This window comes from Ruegeria sp. AF1 (assembly GCF_056542125.1).
Map to the genome: position 1 here is coordinate 37,520 of NZ_JBQFZG010000003.1, position 19,492 is coordinate 57,011.

The following is a 19,492-nucleotide window of genomic DNA, read 5'->3' on the forward strand; positions in this document are numbered from 1 at the left end:
CATCTTTTATGTCGATTGAACTTATTGTTGCTCTGATGGGATTTGGCGGTGGGTTGCTAGGAACAGCGATAGGTAGCTGGCTCTCCCACAAATTCTCCAAGTCTCGGACATCCGATATCCAAGCCCGCAATGTTTCCAGAGTCGCCGCTGCAATAGCAAGTGAACTGGAAGCGATTGTTGAGATTGAAAAAAGAAGAGATTGGAGGGGACAAGCAATCCAACACATCATCGGTCTGACAGAGCCTGAACCTCAAAAAGAACTAGACTTTATACGCCTTGATAACCGAGCGAATGAACATGGTCCTGGCGAATTGAATAGCATCTATCGCCTCCACCAAGCGGACATTGGCATTCTTGGCGAACACGCAAAACGCGTCGTTGTTTTCTATGTCAATTTGGCAGCTACAGAGGCGGGATTTAGTGATTTAGGTAGCGAGCTGTTCCTCAAAAACCTATCAGTGCAGGAACTAATAGCATTGTATGAAAAAGAACTCGAATCGCTAAACTCCTTGGTTTCGGAGGCACAAACCTTAGCGGCAGACCTTCGTGCTCTGACAGGTTAATGCGGTAGGATGAGTGTGTTTAGCAGTTATAATGATGGGGTCTCTAATTCATCACTCCGAGGCGCAGTTCGCGTGATGGGGTGAAACCCCATCCCTCACACTAAAGGCTGAGTAAGAAAATGGGCGGGTAGCCCCCGCCCTAACTGTTACCCCTTATCCCAATGGGCAATCACGTCGTACCCAACCGGCGTCGGCGGGCCTTCCATGAATTCAGCGAAATGGCCCCACAGCTCTGCCACTTTGGGCGCGTTTGCGTTCGAGGTCGCCTCGCTTTCGACCACCGAGATCACATAGCCTGAACCATCCTCGTTCATCACATTGGTAAAACTGTGCATGCCGGGCATACCCATGATGTCGGATTTCAATTCATTCATCTTCGCCGTTGCCGCCTCGCGCGTACCGGGCTTCATTTTGTATTGGGTAATTCGTGCAAACATCACTTTCCTCCGTCGTCTGGCAAAATTGCCATGTATCACGGCCGGAACGGCCCCGCCGCGCGTACCCTAGCACGACGGTCCGAAATCTCGCATTGATACCGGCGATTTGCGCCGATTTTCAACCATACACCGCACTGCATCCGGGCGGCTGTCCCTTCAGGGTTGCAGCCTCACCCCCAGTGCGGTTGTTTTTGCACCGATGGGTGCTTGATCCCAATCAATGTCGGAACGCGAATGCGTCGGCAAAGTGGGTCCCATGCAAACACAGAACCCAACCGGCATAGACGCCTACAAACCCGCCCAGATCGCTGAACTGGTTGAAACCGCTGGCGTTGCCAAGGCACATCTCACGGTCGGCCAGACGCTGACTCTGGCGATACTCGCGGGCGTGTTCATCGGCTTCGGCGGGGCCGCCTTCACCATGGTCATGACCGGCGTTGACCCGGGGTTTGGACCGGCCCGGTTTCTGGGTGGCGTCGTGTTCTCGCTGGGCCTGATCCTTGTGGTCGTCGGCGGGGCCGAGCTGTTCACCGGAAACGCCCTGATGACCATCGCGGCGGTGGATCGGAAAATCTCGCCGCGCGCCCTGCTGCGCAACTGGGGCCTCGTGTACCTTGGGAATTTGGTCGGGGCCATCGCGCTGGCTCTGGCCTTCGCTGCAACCGGCTTGCTGGACGGGCCCATGGGGGCCACCGCATCAGCAATCGCAAATGGCAAGGCCGACCTCTCGGCCACCCAAGCCTTTGCGCGCGGCGTTCTGTGCAACGCGTTGGTCTGCCTTGCCGTCTGGCTGAGCTTTGCGGCCAGATCGGTGGCGGGCAAGATCATGGCAGTACTCTGGCCCATTGCGGCGTTTGTCCTCTTGGGGCTCGAACATTCGGTCGCCAATATGTACCTGCTGCCGCAGGGCGCGCTTGCCGGCGCCGATTTCGGTTTGGGCGCGGCCATGGGCAACCTCTTCTGGGTCACGATCGGTAATATTGTCGGCGGCGCGGGCGGCGTCGCGCTTGCCTATCGCTTTGCCTATCTGCGCAATACGCCCGGCTGAGCACGCGGTTTATCAGGTTTTGGGCAAGGAGATCCCCACACTCCACCCTTGCACCCCGCCCCACCCTCCTCCACGTTTGAAATCACAAATTGTGATTCCAAACGGCTGCCATGACGAACCCGAAAAACCTGCCCAGCGCGCATGAGGTGCAAAACGCCATTCACAGGGTGCGCGGCACCCGTGTGGTGCTGGCCGAGGATCTGGCGCAGTTCTACGGAAAATCCGTCAGCGCCTTCAATCAGGCCGTCTCGCGAAACACCGACCTGTTCGAAGGCTACCGCTTTCAGCTGACCGATGCCGAGGTTGCCGATTTGCAATCACAGAATGTGATCTCAAAACCCAAAGGCCGCGGCGGGCGGCGGGTCAATCCGTGGGTCTATACCGATTACGGCGTGGCCATCGCCTCGGCCCTGTTCAAGGACCCGCGCGCGATCAAGATCACGCGGATGATCACCGAAGCCTTTGTCGATGGCGCGAACGCTCTGGCCGAGGTTCCACGCAACCTGCCGGAAATCCTGCCCCCCGAACAGGCCCCCGCCCCGCTGCTGCCCAATGGTGACCAACTGCGCGATCTGGCCGAAAACATCCTCGATTCCGGCCAGCAGAGCCTTGTCGATTATATCGCCAACCCCACCACCAAGCGCCAACAGGCCGTGGCGGTGATCATGAAGACGCTGGCCGAAACCGCCGGGGAAGAGGTCCGCACCCAACAGGAACGCCTGCGCCTGCGAATCGCCGAACGGCTGGCCACCGGCGATTATGCCAGTGACGACGACCGCAAAGGGTTGTTGGAACTGCTACAGGCGATGAAAGGCTAAACCCTTCCCCCGAATTCAGGGGCGCACGAACTTGGCGCTTCCCACCGACCGTTCGCGCGGCTTCAGCTGGTCTTGCGCCTGCACGGTGGTCGCGCGCGGCAGCTCCAGCTCGGCATACCCGCAGGCCACCCCGTCACCATCCGGGTCGTTGCGCTCATGATATCCCGGCTGCCCAGCGCGGAATGGACCGATCCCCATGGCCTGTGTCGCATCACATCCCGCCAGCGCGATCAGGTGGATCACCGCCTCGTCCCGCTCATAGCCCGAGGTGCGCAGAAAGACGCCCGTGGCAATCAGCGCGGTCGTCAGCGGCAGCAGCAGAACCATGACCAGTATCCTCAGCGGGGACAGCGCCTGCCGCCGCGCCGCCTCGGCGCGCTGGTGTCGTTTGGCCGAGCGCGGGTTCAGGTCAGGTGCTTCCTGCGTTGGTTTCTTGAACAACATGCCCAGACCCATAAGGGCAATATGTGGCAAAGCCGAGGCAACACAGTTCCACCGGGTTCAAAAAATCTGGCCCGGCCCGAAACCGCCGCCCGCACAGGCACAACGCGGCTTACTGTCAGTGATGTCCGACCGTCACCGGACCACATGCACCGCGCAAGGGGCGTGGCGCACAATATGGGACGCGGTGGATCCCAGCAGCAGATCCTGCATCCCCGGCCGGTGCGAGGCCACGATGATCAGGTCCGGGTGATGCGCCTCGGCCCAGTCCAGAATGGTCCGGCCGGAATGCCCTTCGATCACGACGCCCGTGGCATTCGGCAATTGCGACGCCAGCGTATCAAGCTCTGACTGAATCGCCTTTCGGGCCTCGGTCAGATATTCGGACGGCATGTACGAGATTGCATAATTTGGAATATGCTCAACCACATGCAGCAATGTGACCTGCGCGTCCGGCGTGGCCAGAACCCGGGCCAGTTTCAACGGCCCGGACGTGTCTCTTTCAGCATCGAAAGAGATCGGAACGAGAATGTTGTGATACATAGCATGCGCCTCCGTTTTGCAGGCTTACTTTGAAACAGACATGTACGGCAGGCTTTGATTCAGGTCAGGTAGAGCCAAATGTCTCTGCAACGTCATACATGACCGGCTCAAAGCTCTTGCACAGCTCGTTGATCTTGCGGTTGCGGTCGCGCATCTCGGCGGTCCGCAGCATGGCCAGGAAATCCTCGCGGCGTTGCCATTGCGAATAGTTGGCAATCCGGGTTTGCGCATCATTCACATGAAGCCCGGCAGAAACAAAGCCGGGCTGCTTCGAGATGAACTCGGAATAGGCGTCGGTCAGCGCCTCCAAAAGGTCCTGACAGGTGCCGGGCGTCATTTCAAACGTGGTGATAACTGTCTGAACATTGGCGTTTTTGGCGATTTTCGGCATCGGGATTCTCCATTTCTTTCCCCAAGCCTAGCACATCAGATTAAAACGTCGCCTATTTCCTTGCCGCTGCGCCAATCCGCGCTTTTCTGCGCCCGTTTGTCAGGCGGCTGGCCACCCGAAATGGGCGGCCAGCCGCTGCTTCAACGCTCCATGCGCATCGTGACCGAGACTTCGCCTTTCAGGTGATCCGGCCAGCGCAGAATAAGACTGTCGCCACTGATCCCTTGTTCGGTCAAAACATGAGGGGCCGAATAGACAAGGTTGTTGAACACCCCGGTCAGCGACCCGATGGCAGTGACCCCATCGCAGCCGCGCGCCTTGCCGCCAAATGGCAATTCCCCGTTTGCCGAAACAGACCAGACATTCGCGACCGAGTTCTGCTGGCTGCGGACGCGCAGCGGGTTCGATGATCTCTTGGCAATCCCGTGATAGGTATTGTTCTCGTAGGTCACGTTCGAATGCCTGTTATTGTCCAGATCGGCAAAAGATGTATCGACCCGTTCCGCCCGATCGATCGAACCGCTGGTGGCGCGGAACTTGTTGCCGGTCACCGTCACGCCATTCAGGTAATGGCCAGCACCATAGGGGCGGATGATGATATAGCTGAACCAGGCCGGTGCATCGCTCGAGAAAAAGATATTGTCCGTGATGCTCATCGAACTGAACGAAAACCCGCTGGTATAGGTGGGCGCCGCATCCCGTTCATTGGTCCATTCGATAAAGCAGTTGTCGACATAGTTCTCGGCAATGGTCGAGGTGTTGTAGGTGCCGATCATGATCAGCCCTGCGGTACGGACCCCCTGCGGGATGCCGTCGCCCTGAAAGAAATGGTTGCCCAGAACCAAATTGGTGCCACCGCCCAGAACGGCAAAATGCTTGAACCGCACCGCCTGATTGTGACGCAGCTTCACATCGTTCGAGTTGGTGTTCAGCCCGATGGAGTTCCGGTCCGTCACGTCGAGCGCCTCTTCTGAGGACAGGAACTGGCAATTGTCGATCAGCAGTCCCTTGCACCCCGTCGCGGTCGAGGTCAGGCCCCGATCCTTCGGGCGACTGATAAAACAGTCTTTCAACGAAAACGTACTGCCCGAGGCCGCCAGACGAATGCCGCTGCACCGGCTGTTGCACTGAAACTCGATCTGCTCCATGCCGAACTTCCGCAACGTATCGAAACCGCTGAAATCCAGCAGGTATTTGAACGACTGAAAGGTAAAGGTCTGGGTACCGGCGGCGTCATAGATGGGCGCGCTCAGGGTCATCTCACCGGCGCCTATGTTCTTCGAGCGCACGTAAACCTCACGCCCGACACCACTGCCCTCAACCAGCGATCCCACGGGAATATTGGCCACATTGGCGACATTGGTCAGACGTGTCTTGTCCAGGGGGTCATAGGTGGCGACAGAGGTGAAGGTTTCTGTGTCCCAGGCGGTTCCGCTTTTGACATCGAACTGCCCGTTGCGGATCACGCGCCGCGTGGAAAAGCCGCTTTGCTTGTTGGGAACCGCAGCGGCCATGTCGATCGGCGCGGAAACGGAAATCTTGCGCCCGCCCAGATCCAGCGAATCGTGGTCCGAATTGTTCAGCAGCGCCTGAAACGCCTTCTTGAAGGCCAGCTCCTCATCTCCGAACGCCTCGATATATGCGGGCAGATGGAAATCCTTGGTCAGCAACAGCATCTTGTCATCCGGCATGGTGACGGTGCCTTCGAATTCAATCTCCGCATCGATGCTGGTGTTCTCCGCAAGGTGATAGGTGCCTTGCGGAACAAAGACCCGGCGGCCACCGGCGGCCTGATCCGCCGCCTCAAACGCAACCGAGTCATCCGTCACACCGTCACCAACCGCACCAAAGTCGCGTACGTCGACCAGGCTGATCATCTCGCGCAGAAAGAACCCGGTGACATCGGTGATCTCAAGATCATCGACGCGCACCAGCGCGCCGTTGGCCCCTTCGATATCCAGGCCGAAATGCCCGTAAAGGGCGGCCAGCCCCCAGGGCATGTCCACGCCCGGGCGCTGGCCGGTGCCGACAATCGCGGTGATCTCGTGAATCGTGCCATAGCCCGACAGCTGGGTGGCCGGCCCTTGCTCCACAACACCGGCTACGTGCACATCACCCGCGCCACCGGCCCAGGCTGCAATACGCACCGACGGCAACGGGCCACTGATCGCCTTGACCCGGGCTTTGATCTGCAAATAGCAACCGGGCAGAATCGGCGTCTGCCCCATGTAACGCAATTGCTGCGTTGTGTTGACCTTCAGGATTTCAAGACAACCGGCAAAATCCGCATCCGCCGGAACAAATACGCCCGTGCCGGACCCGCCATATGTGGGCGATCCGGGTGTTCCGTCCCCTGCAGACCAAACCGTCAGACCATTCGCGAATTGAGGCGGCATGAACACGATGCCGTCGGTGATTGCCTTGTTCATTGAAAACCCTTTCCCAATCGCGTCGCGCAAATCCGGCGACGCGTCCAAACCCCGTGTTCAGGTCCGCCCCGAACGCGACAGTCTGGATATCGAAAAGGAATTAATCACGGCTCATATCACCGTGACGGTGGTGTTGCCTCAGGCCGCAGGGTCAGCGGCACCCAACAGTTGCACCCCGTTGATCTTCCAGCCTTCCGTCAGCGGGATCATCTGATAGTCCAGAAGATGCACCCGCCCGTTACCGTCCGTAATCATCACCTTCTGCCACAGCGCGCCATCAACCTCGCGCAGTTCCAGAAAACGCACATCGGCAGGACGCCAGACCATGGGATAGCCATTGCGCACCATCGCGCCGAAATTGTCGGGGTTTCGAAACAGACGCTGGATGCTGGGGCTGGCAAAGGTGAAGGCGGTCGCAAAGTCATCCGCCCGGAAGGCCTGTATCTGCGCCGCGATATTGGCCTCGATCTCGGCACTCTGCGCAAACGCGCCCGACGCCAGCCCGGCGCTCAGGGATAATGCAAGCAATAATCGACGCATGGGGCCACCTCCTGTGCCAAGGATAGCCCCATGCCGGTTCAGGTCAAATCAGACCAGCTCTCCGGCCAGTGCCTTGTCGATCAGCGCGATGGTCTCGGGCACGCCGTAAAGCGCGATAAAACCCCCGAAGCGCGGCCCTTGCGAGGCCCCCAGCAGCACCTCATAAAGCGCCGAGAACCATCCTTTCATTGGATCAAACCGCTCGCGGCCGATGGCATAGACCACCGATTGCAACGCTTCATCCTCGGTCGGGCCATCATACGCCTCAAGCGCCGCTTTCAGAGCTTCCAGCGCCTCGCGCTCCTGATCCGTCGGCGCGCGATGCTTGCGCGTCGGCTTGACGAAATCGTTGAAGTACCGCACGGCGAAACCAGCAGCCTTGTCCAGATCGGGATGGCTCTCTGCCGTTGCCTCGGGCGCATAGCGGCGAATAAAGCCCCACAGCGCCTCCTTGTCTTCGGCACCGGAAACCGATGCCAGATTCAGCAGCATCGCAAAGGGAACGATCAGGGTCGATTCAGGGACGTCGCCGCCGTGAATATGCCAGACCGGGTTGTTCAACTGTGCCTTCAGGTCCTGCCCCGGATAGGCGCGCAGCTGCTGATGATACTCATCATAGGCTTTCGGGATCACGTCGAAATGCATCCGCTTGGCCGTCTTGGGCTTTTGGTACATGAAATAAGCCAGCGACTCGGTCGGCGCATAGGTCAGCCATTCGTCAATCGACACACCATTGCCCGACGATTTCGAAATCTTCTGTCCGTTCTCGTCCAGAAACAGCTCATAGCTGAAATGCTCGGGCGCGCGGCCACCCAAGGCCCGGCAGATCCCGTCATAGATCTTTTCGTTGGTCGCGTGTTCCTTGCCGTACATCTCGAAATCAACGCCCAGTGCCGCCCAGCGCGCCCCGAAATCCGGCTTCCATTGCAGCTTCACGTTGCCACCGGTCACGGGAACGGTCCATTCCTTGCCGTCTTCATCATCGAAGGTAACGGTATAGGTTTCGGCGCAGACCTTTTTCATCGGCACATACAGAACCCGCCCGGTTTCCGGGTGGATCGGCAGGAAGATCGAATAGGTCTGCTGGCGTTCTTCCCGCAGGCTTTTCAACATGATGGCCATCACGTCGTCGTAGCGTTCAACCGCACGCTTCAGAATCTCGTCGAACTGGCCCGAGCGATAAAAGTCGCGTGCCGAGTAGAACTCGTATTCGAACCCGAAGGTATCAAGGAACCGGCGCAACATCGCGTTGTTGTGTTCGCCAAAGCTGTCAAATTCGCCAAACGGATCAGGAACCGAGGTCAGCGGGCGCTGCAAATGCTCTTCCAGCGCCTCGGGGTTCGGCACGTTGCTGGGAACCTTGCGCATCCCGTCCAGATCGTCCGAAAAACAGATCAGCTTGGTCGGGATATCCGACAGCGCTTCAAAGGCGCGCTTGACCATCGTGGTCCGCGCCACCTCGCCGAACGTGCCGATATGCGGCAGGCCCGACGGGCCGTATCCGGTTTCAAACAGCACATACCCCTTTTCCGGAGCACCTTTCTGATAGCGTTTAAGCAACCGGCGCGCCTCTTCAAAGGGCCAGGCCTTGGACGACATCGCGGTTTCGCGCAGTTCAGACATTTCAATGTGCTCCATTGGGGAAACGGTCGCGGCTGCACCACGCAACCCGACCGGCTCCTCCTATTGTGCCAGTGCAGCATGAGTCAATAAAGCACCCGTGTTTTAACTGCCCGGAACCCGTGGAAAACCGCCTTGTCACGGGGTTTTGCCGCTAAATGACTGTACTGCCCGCCCTCAGCCTCTGATCCACGCCAGGAGCGTCCGCAATCCCGTACCGGTTTTTCCATCCGCAAGCCTTACTCCAGCCACACTCATAAGATGGGTTTGGCGCGCGAAACATAAAAGACACGGGCGACAGGCTTTGACCTGACCCGGATATTTCACGTGTTTGCACTGCGGTGCTACGATAGAAAGACGCCGGGAAACCTCCCCGGGACCAAAGGAAACTAGATGCGACGCGAAACCAGCAACCTAATCCGCTTTGTGCTCGAGGATATCGTCCCGCCGATCCTTCGCGACAGCGCCGCTTTTCACTGGCTTGCGCGCCGTGTCTGGGGGGAACACATTACCCGGCTGGCAGCGTTCCGCGAACGCGCGCCTTTTCTGACGGACGAAGAATACGAAACGCTCTACCGGGAACACCCGCGCGTGCATGATGGTACTGACAATTCCGACGCCTGCATTGACCGGATCGCCAGCGACATTGTTGGCAACAGCATCTGCGACGTCGGCTGCGGCACCGGGGCTCTGCTGCAACGCATCCGCGCCCTGCGCCTGGACATCACGGCCATGACCGGTGTCGATTTCGTTATCGATGACGCTGAAGCCATCGAAAACATCAGATATGTTGCCGCCCGGATCGAAGACCTGCCTTTTGAGGATAACAGTTTCGACACGGTCATCTGCACCCATGTGATCGAACATCTGCTGGATTACCGCCGTGCCATCGCTGAATTGCGCCGGGTCGCGCGCAAGCGGGTTATCATCGTGGTCCCGCGCGAACGGGAATATCGCTACAGCTTCAACCCGCATTTCAATTTCTTTCCCTACACCCACAGCTTTCTGCGCGCCGTGCATCCCAGCCCCAGCCTTCACACCTGCGAGGATATCGGGCGTGACATCTATTACTGCGAGGATCGACCGGCCGAGGAATCCACCGGAAAGCCCCTCAAGGATCAGGCTGCATGAGCGCAACCGCACCCACAGCACTGGTCTGGACCGGGCTGCTTCTGACACCTGTCATGATTTCGGTCGGACAGGTATTGTTCAAACTCGCTGGCGGGCGGATCGAGGGTCGCACCGCGACCGGTGCGATGGGGCTGTTGCATACCCTGCTCGACCCTTTCTTGCTCGTCGCGCTGGCGATTTACGGCACTGCAACGATACTCTGGATTTACGTCCTCAGGCATGTGCCGCTGTCGCAGGCCTATCCGTTCATGGCCCTCAGCTTTGTCTTGGTCCCCCTCGCCTCGTGGCTGTTCTTCGGGGAAACGCTGGGGCTGCGCTATTGGATCGGGGCGGGCCTTTTGCTCAGCGGTATGGCGATTATGAACACCTGACCGGTTCAACCTGCCGCACAGTTGGGGCAAAACAAGATGTTGAACCTGCCCTGCCCCCCTTCTATCCTGCGCCATTGACGAACCCCAAGCAGGATGCACCGAATGACCGAGCAAGTTCCCCACCCGATGTCCCCACAGGATTGCCTTGTGGCGATCATGGTTGCGATCTCGGCCTCCGACGAAAACATCCGAACTGCCGAGCTGGTCAAGATCGAGGTCGCCGTGAACATGTTGCCGGTCTTCGCCGGGTACGACATCGACCGGATGCGCCACGTGTCGCAGATCGTGTTTGACCTGTTCGAACAGGAAGACGGGCTGGATGCGCTGTTTGGCCTGATCCGGGACAACCTGCCCGAACGCCTGAACGAAACGGCCTATGCTCTGGCCTGTGACGTCGCTGCCGCTGACGGAACGCTGGCCGAATCCGAACTGCGCCTGCTGGAAGAAATCCGGTACGAGCTGAACATCGACCGCCTGCACGCGGCCGCGATCGAGCGCGGGGCCAGGGCGCGTCATACCGTCTGACGCCCGCTTCAGGCGCGTTTCAGGTTTCAGCTTCCATAAAGTGACCCCCAGCGCTCCAGCAAAGCGCGCTGCAATTTCCGCGATCTGCTGTTCCAGCTGCGTGCGCCGTCCGGGCGCTCACGCTGCGCGCGTGGGATCGTGGCGCGATGATCCACGTCAGCGGTGAATATCGCGAATGCCAGATCAACCCCGTCCGCAGTCGTCAGGAAACCGCCCAACCCGGATACAAAGTTCAATGTCCCTGTCTTGGCATCAACCTTGATCGGGTGGTTCTTGACGGGCCGCCCGTTCCGGTCGGTCAGTGCAAAAGGTTTCATCAAGGGCCGCAACATCCCCGACTTCTGTGTTGCAACAAGGGCCGCAACCAAATCCGCCGGTACCATGCGCGAGGCATCGCTCAGTCCCGAATGATCGACCATGGCGATCCCGGTCACGCCGAAACGACTGGCGGCCCACCGGTTCATCTCGGCTGCTGATTCCGCCAGGGTGTGCGGGTCAACACCGCGCGCCCTGGTCGCGGCCAGCCCAACCATCTCGGCCGTCAGGTTGGTCGAGTATTTCAGCATCCCGCGCAGGACATGGTCCAAACTGTCGCTGCGATGCACCACAAGATCGACACCCCGTACGCTCTGGCGTGTCACCTGAACACGCTTCAAAACGATCCCGTTCGACCGCGCCAAGGTGCGAAACACATCGCCCGCGTACAAAGCGGGCTTGCGCACCGGCAACCAGCGGGCCCCGCCATTGCCCAGCGCGCCCTTGGCCACGGTCCAACGATCCTGCCGCGCGCTTGCCTGATAGGTATAGATCGGCAGGCTGCGATCCTCGACCCGCATGGCCGAGACATCCACTGCAGGCACATAACGCTCACTGCGGGCATCCATGGTTATGTCATAGCCACTCCCTGCGCGTTTCCATTCGAAATGGACGCGATTGAAGTTCAGGGAAATGCCGCTGACGGCCGGGCTATAGCCCACGTGATCCGGCTGCTCGGGATCGATGCTGAACACATAAGGCAACGCCCCGTCGTAAACCCTGAACGCGCCGCGCACTTCGATAATCCCGGCCTCGCGCAAATTGGCCGCCATCGCGGCCAGCGCATCCGTATCCAGCAGCGGGTCGCCGCCCCCAACCAGAATCAAATCGCCGTGCAGAACGCCCTTCTCGACCCGGCCATCCGCCACCAGCCGAGTCTCGAACCGGTGTTCCGGCCCCAGAACATCCAGCGCATAAAGCGCGGTCATTGCCTTTCCAACGCTGGCCGGGGGCAGACTTGCGCCCTCACCAAACACTTCCAGCTGCGCCCCGGTCGCCACATCCGCAACCGCAAACACAACTTCGCCTTTCAGGCCTGCTGCAGCCACCAACCGCTCGGCACCGCTTAATATGACCCCGCGCGCCTGCGGCCTCAGCGATACAAGCGGCGCCTGCGCAAGGCCCGCTGCCGGGATCAAGGACGCCCCCAATCCCCCCAGAAACAATCGACGTGAAAAACGACCAGCCATAGCCGAATTAAAATCCCACAGATCAAAAGCACACAACCACTGTGTTAGATTATGCGCCCGTTGGGGCTATTCCGGCAACACTTCTGCGCCCCATTCGCCGCGCGTCCGGAGTTCGGTCGAACTGACATCGATCATCGGCACGTTCACGAAACACCACGCCGGGGCCTGTGCCTGCCCCAGAAGGTGCCGCGCCTGCCCGTCGATCCGGTACTTCGCATAAACCCGCGCCGCAGGCGACATCCGGGCCGAGATCCGCTCGCCCGGCCGCGCCACCACGCCCACCGGCACAGTGTCCATGATCAGCCGCCAGTCTTTCCAGCGATGAAACTGCGCCAGATTATCCGCGCCCATCAGCCAGACAAACCGCACCTGCGGGTAAAGCCGCCTGAGCGCTGTCAGAGTGTCCGCCGTCGCCCGCGTGCCGACCAGCGCCTCGATATCCGTCACATCCACCTTCGGATGCTGCATCACCTGCCGCGCCGCCGCCATCCGCCGCGCGATCGGCGCAGGCCCCCGCTCTTTCAACGGATTGCCGGGTGACACCAGCCACCACACCCGATCCAGACCAAAGGCCTTCATCGCCTCACGCGTTACATGCACATGGCCCCGATGCGGCGGATCGAATGACCCGCCGAACAGCCCAACGACCTGCCCGGGCCGCGCGTATGGGATGTCGTACCGCTCCATAACCTGCTGATGTTCAGAACCGGGCCGCGTTGTCAATCAATCGGTTGCACGGCGTCACCCAGCGCAACCCGCCCCGGCCTGACAACTTCGGCACACCATCCCCCATGCCCCCGCACGGCAGAATAGCCGCCCTTGCCCAGCGCCTCTTCCATCCGGCTGCACGGTGCACAGATCACGGTAAAGCGCAAAACGGCCTCGCCCACCTGCACCTCACGCCCCTTGAGCGCGGCAAGGTTGATCCCCGAAACCACCAGATTGCGCCGCAGGATTTCGGGCGCAACCGGCCCCCGCCCCAAATGGGACCCAATCGCCGCCAAATGCTCCTGCTGGATCAGAGAAACCGCCCGCTTGCCCGCACGGCCCCGGTCGCCTTCCAGCCCATCGGCCGAGACCACCGCCTCCCTCACCACCTCCACCCCAACCCGCCGCTCGGGCCGGACGCCAATCCACTCCACCCGTCCAGGCCTCGCCCAGCCTGATATAAGTTCCGCCAGTTCCACCACTTCATGCCCCTCATACAGCCCGGCAAACCTAGCCCATGCAGATACGGGACGAAATTCACAAAACCACCAGCTTGCCCCGCCCGCCCCGCTCGGATATCCAGCGTTCCAACTCAATTTCCCCGACCCAGAGGACGCGATATGGCCGCCTATCAATATGTCTACCACATGCAGGGTGTCTCCAAGACCTATCCCGGTGGCAAGAAGTGCTTTGAAAACATCCACCTCAGCTTTCTGCCCGGCGTGAAAATCGGTGTTGTCGGCGTCAACGGCGCGGGTAAATCGACGCTGATGAAGATCATGGCCGGGCTCGACACCGACTTCACCGGTGAGGCCTGGGCCGCCCAAGGTGCCAAGGTCGGTTACCTGCCGCAGGAACCGCAGCTGGATGAATCCCTGTCGGTCCGTGAAAACGTCATGCTGGGCGTGGCTGCTAAAAAGGCCAAGGTCGACCGCTTCAACGAGATTGCCATGGAGATCGCCGAGAATTACTCGGACGAGTTGATGGAGGAAATGACCACCCTGCAGGACGCGATCGACGCCGAGAACCTCTGGGACCTCGACAGCCAGATCGACGTGTCGATGGAGGCACTGCGCTGCCCGCCGGACGACGCCAACATTGCCAACCTTTCGGGCGGTGAAAAACGCCGCGTGGCGCTCTGCAAGCTGCTGCTCGAAGCGCCCGACATGCTGCTGCTCGACGAACCGACCAACCACCTCGACGCCGAGACCATCGCCTGGTTGCAACAGCACCTGATCGACTACAAGGGCACCATCCTGATCGTCACCCACGACCGTTATTTCCTCGATGACATCACCGGCTGGATCCTCGAACTCGATCGTGGCCGCGGCATCCCTTACGAGGGCAACTACTCCGCATGGCTGGAACAAAAAGCCAAACGGCTGGAGCAGGAAGCCCGCGAGGACAAATCCAAGCAGAAGACCCTGCAACGCGAACTGGAATGGATGCGTCAGGGCCAGAAGGCCCGTCAGGCCAAATCCAAGGCCCGAATCAACGCCTATAACGAGCTGGCCGAACAGTCCGAACGCGAAAAGCTGACCCGCGCCCAGATCGTCATCCCCAACGGCCAGCGCCTCGGCGGCAAGGTGATCGAGGTCGAGGGCCTGTCGAAGCACATGGGCGACAAGCAACTGATCGAAGGGCTGGATTTCGCCCTGCCCCCCGGCGGCATCGTCGGCGTCATCGGCCCCAACGGTGCCGGTAAATCGACGCTCTTCAAGATGCTCACCGGTCAGGAACAGCCCGACAGCGGCACCATCACGTTGGGCGACACGGTCGAGCTGTCTTATGTCGACCAGTCCCGCGACGACCTGAAAGACAACGACACCGTGTGGGAGGCGATCACCGGCGGTGCCGAGATCATTCAGCTGGGTGACGCGCAGGTCAATTCCCGCGCCTATTGCTCGTCCTTCAACTTCAAGGGCGGCGACCAGCAGAAAAAGGTCTCGCTGCTATCCGGCGGTGAGCGCAACCGCGTCCACATGGCCCGCCTGCTGAAAGAGGGCGGCAACGTCCTGCTGCTGGACGAACCCACCAACGACCTCGACGTCGAAACCCTGCGTGCGCTGGAGGACGCGCTGGTCGATTTCGCTGGCTGCGCCGTCGTCATCTCACACGACCGCTTCTTCCTCGACCGGATTTGCACGCATATTCTGGCCTTCGAGGGCGATGCCCATGTGGAATGGTTCGAGGGTAACTTCGAGGATTACGAAGAGGATAAGAAGCGGCGGTTGGGACCAGACGCGCTGGAGCCTAAGCGGTTGAAGCATAAGAAGTTTGCGCGGTAAACTTTGTCAATAACTTGGGAAAGAATACCTGAAGACGTCCCCTTTCTGGACGGCGAGAGAACGATTGATTTCGTCATAGGCGAATACGACTATTCGTTGACACTTCGACCTCTCTCGCCCAACAAGCTGCTTTTCGCGGATGACAGCCGAACCGAAGATTGGATCGTGGAAATTGTCAAAACAAATGGAGAATTGCTGCAGTTGCATGGATGTGCGTTCAGCGTTCCTGGCGCGGAATACACCGACTGCTGGTTCGAATTGGAAGTAGGCTCAGTAGCCAAGGTTACCTATTGGGGAGACCAAACTTTACTGAGAACCGACAAATCCAAACAAGCTTAGCAAGCGTAAGTTGAGTGCTCGCTCCCTTCACGCCAACTGGTAGGCCGGGCTTCAGCCCGGCACCACTCGAAACACCCACAGGCGAAAGAAACGCAAAATCAGGAGTTTTTCTTTGTTCTCAAAGATAATTGCGACAGTGTTCATCTCAGCCATTCTTGGATCGTCGGGACAGGCCGAAACAATTCTCGTTCCAGCACTTCCCGACGGGCAAGTCGACGCGACTGCGGTGTTCGAATCCCTGACTATTAATAACAGCGAGCTCGACGGGGACGATCCGAATTTGTATTGGGGTGACGTACTCGGGAAGCGCTTTGGTGCAATCTTCGGCTCGCCTCCGTCTAAACAAATTTTCTCATTAACCATTGGGGTAGAAGAGCTTCCAGAGCCAGTGGTTCACTTGCTCGCGAATATACTAACAGCAAACCATTGCGCCAAAGCTGAGTTCGGTGGAATCAACATAGACTGGGCGGGTACCGCAATTCGTTTCGAAGGTGAACCATTCGACGGTGGGTGGTCAATGAAAACAGCGTGCCGAGACAAACTGGAACTAGATTGAGGAGTGTCAGAAAACGGAAGTTGGTCAGGCAACTGGAAGGCAAGCCTTTGGAAGGGTTTCTCAGAGTCAAACCAGAACGCACTTTGGATCAAGCGTAGGATGGGTGCTTGCACCCATCACCCCTTGCCCGCAGGCCGGGCTTCAGCCCGGCATATCTGCCAGAGGTCACAACAGGTAGATGCGTGAGCTCGGGTGCCGGGCTGAAGCCCGGCCTACGGTTTGCCTTGTTCACGCCCATGGTGAACCGCGCCTTGATCGCTCCCCGCCGCGTGTAATAATCCGCATCGCCCGGCGGCAAGGTCCACACCGCGTGCAGATGATCGGGCAACACCACAAACGCATCACACCAGCACGGGCGCTCCCGCTGCGTTTCGGCAAATACCGCGCGCAGATGTACGGCCACGCGGATCAACAGGTCCGATGACCGGTCGGCCAGCGACACCGTGAAGAAATATCTGGCACCGGGAATGCGGACGCGGCGATAATCACTCATGCGCGCAAGGTGGCGCAGGTATGACTACCAAGTGGTTAACACGCGCCTTTGCAGGCAACTGCCGCAGGTCGCATGCTCCACCGACCCCCGGTGTCCCATATCACAGCATTCAAGGATGGTTGCAGACGCGGCGCTTACCCGAACCGGTTGCCACGCAGCCGTCCGACACCGAACAGCCCCGTCAGCGCACCAAGCAGCAGCAGCCAACTGGCCGGAAGCGGCACGGCCGAGACGTTCACGTCCACCGGCGTTTCTTCGGACCCGGGCTCATTGCACCACAGCTCGCAGAACTCAGGCCCGGATTCCTCCACGACCTCTGTCCGTTCAGTCAGTATCTCGGGCAAATGCTTGGGTCCACCAAGCTCGACAAGACGACGACGTCTTTCATTACGGCGCGGGTTCTCTTTCGCGAAGACCGGAGCCTTCAGCTCGTGTTCAAATTCGAACATGTTGTAGAGTTTGAGCCCGCCTTCACGCGCGGTCGGCATAAAACCCTCTGTCCCATATGGAACAGTCAGGGCCTGCGCGGCTCCTGCCCAGCACAACAAGGTTATCGTATAAACAGCTTTCATATCCGCCCCCACAGCTGCCACGCAGTATAGCACCAGATCGCAAATTTTTCAAACATAGCGATTTATGAATAAAAACCGTCAGTTGTGAGGGGAACCCACGCTGAACCGGTCAGAATGACACTGGTCCTGAACACGTGCCTGCGACGAAAAAGTGTCACCCTCCCGCGCAGGCGTGGCACGTGGCGACCGCTCGGCATGGCCGACCGGGAAAGTGTGGATCCGGGTTTTTCACTGCCGTCGCGCGCGTCAACAGACAGGGTGACCAGAGCACCCAGAATGCTGTCAAACATCGCCAAAATCAGCCTGAAACCCATCAGCGGATTCTTGTACAAATCAAGCTATCTGCCCTCTGGCACTAGTACAATCCGTACAAACCACTCTTGCCACAGGCTTACCTCAATGCCATATGCAGGGTGCTAACGTTTTTCTATTTCGACCTACTGTCTCCTTCTACGGCGCTCAGTCTATCGATACAGACATACGACGCCAGGCTGCCGCAACTCCGTGGGCAGCACCAAACAGGAGACACGGAAATGCCAGCAGGCACCGTAAAATGGTTCAACACCACTAAAGGCTACGGCTTTATTGCGCCCGAAGATGGCGGCAAGGACATCTTCGTCCACATCTCGTCCGTCGAACGCTCGGGCCTGACCGGTCTGGCCGACAACCAGAAAGTCACGTACGAACTGCGTTCGGGTCGTGACGGCCGCGAGAGCGCCGACAACATCCAGCTTGCATAAGCTCTTGAAAGGGTGAGGGAAATTCCTCACCCTTTTGTTCAACTGCTGCCGTTTCAGGTGGCCGATTGATCACATCACGGATGCGTGATGCTTGCCCCAGAATTGACCAAATAACATATCATGATGAAACTGGATCTTGGGTTTCATTGGTCAATTGATGAGGGTTTCGATGTTTACACGCCGAGTTTTTCTGGCCGGAACAGCGGCCACGCTGCTGCCGGGCATCGCCAGCGCCAAGAAAGCGGTCGAGTATGATCCGACACCGCAATTCGTGCGCATCAAAAAGCAGTTCCTGCCCGGGCAGCTGCTGGTCGCCCCCCGTTCATTCTATCTTTACTATGTCACCGAACCACGCAAAGCGATCCGCTATGGCTGCGGTGTCGGCAAGGCAGGTCTGGAATTCACCGGCACCGCTACTATCGATGTGAAAAAGGAATGGCCGACCTGGCGCCCGACCCAAGAGATGATCCAGCGCGATCCGGTGGCCTATGCAAAATTCAAGGACAATGACTATGTCCAGCCGGGAGGTGGGGATAACCCCCTCGGCGCGCGTGCGATGTATTTGTTCCAGAACGGTGTCGATACCTATTTCCGAATCCATGGCACGACCCAGCCACAAACCATAGGCAGGGCGGTGTCAAACGGGTGTATTCGGATGCTGAATGAACATGTCATCGATCTGTATAACCGGGTCCCTATCGGAACGGTTGTCACGGTCGTCTGATCGCTATCGCGGGAATGGCTAACCTTCCCTGCCCGCCTGCGTCACAAGTTGCAACACAGAGGGGCCCAGCGCTTCGACGATCTTCGCCACCCCGGCCGCATTTGGATGAATGCCGTCCGATTGCATGAATTGCGATACGGCTGCGGGGTCACCCTCCGCTGCAAGCCCTTCAAAGAAACTGCTGAAAAACAGAACTTCAAACTCCTGCGCCAGTGCAGGGTAAATGCCATCGAACGCCTGCTTGTATTCAGCGCCGTAGTTGCCCGGCGCCTGCATTCCGATCAACAAGACAGGAACCTTTGTATCGCGTGCAACCTGAAGTATCTTGCGCAGATTGGCTTGCGAAACTGCAGGATCGATCCCGCGCAACACGTCATTCCCGCCTAAGGCAACGATCAGTCCGTCCACATCGGGTGTCAGGGTCCATTCTACCCGCGCAGCGCCACCCGCCGTTGTATCGCCCGAAACGCCTGCGTTGATAACGCGAACATCTTCGCCCTTCGCCTGCAACCAACGGTCAAGCTGGGGAACAAACCCGTTCTCCTCCACCAGCCCGTAGCCTTGCGTCAGCGAGTCCCCAAGGGCTGCGATCACCACCTGATCGGCTGTGGCCGCAAAACCGCAGAACACAAATGGACTTGCCATCAAAACCTTGCGCAATACGGTGATCACTCCATATCCCAAAAACCGCTCCTTTATCGGGAAGACCC

The 19,492-nt window shown here is 59.0% G+C and carries 23 protein-coding genes; 10 read left to right on the forward strand and 13 right to left on the reverse strand.

Features of this window, described 5'->3' with window-relative positions:
* Positions 1 to 8 precede the first annotated feature (8 nt).
* The gene (locus ACR0BK_RS07000) at positions 9 to 563 is read left to right on the forward strand and encodes a hypothetical protein (protein WP_480554166.1); all 555 of its coding nucleotides are present in this window, start codon (positions 9 to 11) and stop codon (positions 561 to 563) included.
* 146 nt (positions 564 to 709) lie between these two features.
* On the opposite strand, the gene ACR0BK_RS07005 is transcribed toward ACR0BK_RS07000, so the two are convergent.
* Complete coding sequence (locus ACR0BK_RS07005) at positions 710 to 1,000, reverse strand: antibiotic biosynthesis monooxygenase family protein (protein ID WP_209507883.1); 291 nt, start codon at positions 998 to 1,000, stop codon at positions 710 to 712.
* A gap of 220 nt (positions 1,001 to 1,220) precedes the next feature.
* Here ACR0BK_RS07005 and ACR0BK_RS07010 point away from each other — a divergent pair, with 220 nt between their 5' ends.
* Both ACR0BK_RS07010 and ACR0BK_RS07015 read left to right on the forward strand, forming a co-directional pair.
* Positions 1,221 to 2,048 (forward strand): formate/nitrite transporter family protein, encoded by an 828-nt coding sequence (locus tag ACR0BK_RS07010; protein ID WP_480554167.1) that lies wholly within the window; start codon positions 1,221 to 1,223, stop codon positions 2,046 to 2,048.
* Positions 2,049 to 2,158: 110 nt separating this feature from the next.
* Positions 2,159 to 2,866: an ORF6N domain-containing protein gene (locus ACR0BK_RS07015; protein ID WP_480545946.1), complete on the forward strand. Its 708-nt coding sequence runs from the start codon at positions 2,159 to 2,161 to the stop codon at positions 2,864 to 2,866.
* A gap of 15 nt (positions 2,867 to 2,881) precedes the next feature.
* On the opposite strand, the gene ACR0BK_RS07020 is transcribed toward ACR0BK_RS07015, so the two are convergent.
* The 6 genes from ACR0BK_RS07020 to ACR0BK_RS07045 form a co-directional block, all read right to left on the reverse strand.
* The gene (locus tag ACR0BK_RS07020; RefSeq protein WP_480554168.1) at positions 2,882 to 3,340 is read right to left on the reverse strand and encodes an excalibur calcium-binding domain-containing protein; all 459 of its coding nucleotides are present in this window, start codon (positions 3,338 to 3,340) and stop codon (positions 2,882 to 2,884) included.
* Between the two features lie 102 nt (positions 3,341 to 3,442).
* Positions 3,443 to 3,850: a universal stress protein gene (locus ACR0BK_RS07025; RefSeq protein WP_480475256.1), complete on the reverse strand. Its 408-nt coding sequence runs from the start codon at positions 3,848 to 3,850 to the stop codon at positions 3,443 to 3,445.
* A 64-nt stretch (positions 3,851 to 3,914) separates the two neighbouring features.
* Positions 3,915 to 4,241: an antibiotic biosynthesis monooxygenase family protein gene (locus ACR0BK_RS07030; RefSeq protein WP_480554169.1), complete on the reverse strand. Its 327-nt coding sequence runs from the start codon at positions 4,239 to 4,241 to the stop codon at positions 3,915 to 3,917.
* Between the two features lie 140 nt (positions 4,242 to 4,381).
* Positions 4,382 to 6,670 (reverse strand): glycosyl hydrolase family 28-related protein, encoded by a 2,289-nt coding sequence (locus ACR0BK_RS07035; RefSeq protein ID WP_480554170.1) that lies wholly within the window; start codon positions 6,668 to 6,670, stop codon positions 4,382 to 4,384.
* 138 nt (positions 6,671 to 6,808) lie between these two features.
* Positions 6,809 to 7,210, reverse strand: coding sequence for a DUF4864 domain-containing protein (locus ACR0BK_RS07040; RefSeq protein ID WP_480475250.1), 402 nt, complete (start codon positions 7,208 to 7,210; stop codon positions 6,809 to 6,811).
* 48 nt (positions 7,211 to 7,258) lie between these two features.
* Entirely contained in the window at positions 7,259 to 8,833 is a 1,575-nt protein-coding gene (locus ACR0BK_RS07045; protein WP_480475248.1) for a lysine--tRNA ligase, read from the reverse strand.
* A 390-nt stretch (positions 8,834 to 9,223) separates the two neighbouring features.
* Here ACR0BK_RS07045 and ACR0BK_RS07050 point away from each other — a divergent pair, with 390 nt between their 5' ends.
* The 3 genes from ACR0BK_RS07050 to ACR0BK_RS07060 all read left to right on the forward strand — a co-directional run bounded on the left by ACR0BK_RS07050 (position 9,224) and on the right by ACR0BK_RS07060 (position 10,857).
* Positions 9,224 to 9,961 (forward strand): class I SAM-dependent methyltransferase, encoded by a 738-nt coding sequence (locus ACR0BK_RS07050; protein ID WP_480518561.1) that lies wholly within the window; start codon positions 9,224 to 9,226, stop codon positions 9,959 to 9,961.
* Positions 9,958 to 10,332, forward strand: a complete 375-nt coding sequence (locus tag ACR0BK_RS07055; RefSeq protein WP_480475244.1) for an EamA family transporter — start codon at positions 9,958 to 9,960, stop codon at positions 10,330 to 10,332. The genes ACR0BK_RS07050 and ACR0BK_RS07055 overlap by 4 nt, the downstream gene beginning before the upstream one ends.
* A 102-nt stretch (positions 10,333 to 10,434) precedes the next feature.
* A complete protein-coding gene (locus ACR0BK_RS07060; protein ID WP_480518559.1) occupies positions 10,435 to 10,857 on the forward strand; it encodes a tellurite resistance TerB family protein in 423 nt (140 codons plus the stop codon).
* A gap of 26 nt (positions 10,858 to 10,883) precedes the next feature.
* Here the strand turns inward: ACR0BK_RS07060 and dacB are convergent, their stop codons facing one another.
* The 3 genes from dacB to ACR0BK_RS07075 all read right to left on the reverse strand — a co-directional run bounded on the left by dacB (position 10,884) and on the right by ACR0BK_RS07075 (position 13,456).
* Positions 10,884 to 12,362, reverse strand: coding sequence for a D-alanyl-D-alanine carboxypeptidase/D-alanyl-D-alanine endopeptidase (dacB, locus tag ACR0BK_RS07065; protein ID WP_480554171.1), 1,479 nt, complete (start codon positions 12,360 to 12,362; stop codon positions 10,884 to 10,886).
* A 66-nt stretch (positions 12,363 to 12,428) separates the two neighbouring features.
* Positions 12,429 to 13,049: a nicotinate-nucleotide adenylyltransferase gene (locus tag ACR0BK_RS07070; RefSeq protein WP_209507910.1), complete on the reverse strand. Its 621-nt coding sequence runs from the start codon at positions 13,047 to 13,049 to the stop codon at positions 12,429 to 12,431.
* A gap of 32 nt (positions 13,050 to 13,081) precedes the next feature.
* Positions 13,082 to 13,456 (reverse strand): MOSC domain-containing protein, encoded by a 375-nt coding sequence (locus tag ACR0BK_RS07075; RefSeq protein WP_480554172.1) that lies wholly within the window; start codon positions 13,454 to 13,456, stop codon positions 13,082 to 13,084.
* 234 nt (positions 13,457 to 13,690) lie between these two features.
* Between ACR0BK_RS07075 and ettA the strand changes: the two genes are divergently transcribed.
* A complete protein-coding gene (ettA, locus tag ACR0BK_RS07080; RefSeq protein WP_480518551.1) occupies positions 13,691 to 15,358 on the forward strand; it encodes an energy-dependent translational throttle protein EttA in 1,668 nt (555 codons plus the stop codon).
* 451 nt (positions 15,359 to 15,809) lie between these two features.
* Entirely contained in the window at positions 15,810 to 16,253 is a 444-nt protein-coding gene (locus tag ACR0BK_RS07085; RefSeq protein ID WP_480554173.1) for a hypothetical protein, read from the forward strand.
* An 88-nt stretch (positions 16,254 to 16,341) separates the two neighbouring features.
* Here ACR0BK_RS07085 and ACR0BK_RS07090 read toward each other — a convergent pair whose 3' ends face one another.
* Positions 16,342 to 16,746 (reverse strand): REP-associated tyrosine transposase, encoded by a 405-nt coding sequence (locus ACR0BK_RS07090; RefSeq protein WP_480518545.1) that lies wholly within the window; start codon positions 16,744 to 16,746, stop codon positions 16,342 to 16,344.
* Between the two features lie 134 nt (positions 16,747 to 16,880).
* Positions 16,881 to 17,318, reverse strand: coding sequence for a hypothetical protein (locus ACR0BK_RS07095; protein ID WP_480518543.1), 438 nt, complete (start codon positions 17,316 to 17,318; stop codon positions 16,881 to 16,883).
* Positions 17,319 to 17,851: 533 nt separating this feature from the next.
* Here ACR0BK_RS07095 and ACR0BK_RS07100 point away from each other — a divergent pair.
* Both ACR0BK_RS07100 and ACR0BK_RS07105 read left to right on the forward strand, forming a co-directional pair.
* On the forward strand, positions 17,852 to 18,058 hold the full coding sequence (locus ACR0BK_RS07100) for a cold-shock protein (protein ID WP_209506380.1): 207 nt from the start codon (positions 17,852 to 17,854) through the stop codon (positions 18,056 to 18,058).
* A gap of 169 nt (positions 18,059 to 18,227) precedes the next feature.
* Positions 18,228 to 18,782, forward strand: coding sequence for a L,D-transpeptidase (locus ACR0BK_RS07105; protein ID WP_209506382.1), 555 nt, complete (start codon positions 18,228 to 18,230; stop codon positions 18,780 to 18,782).
* A gap of 18 nt (positions 18,783 to 18,800) precedes the next feature.
* On the opposite strand, the gene ACR0BK_RS07110 is transcribed toward ACR0BK_RS07105, so the two are convergent.
* Positions 18,801 to 19,427 (reverse strand): arylesterase, encoded by a 627-nt coding sequence (locus ACR0BK_RS07110; protein ID WP_480554292.1) that lies wholly within the window; start codon positions 19,425 to 19,427, stop codon positions 18,801 to 18,803.
* Positions 19,428 to 19,492: the final 65 nt, after the last annotated feature.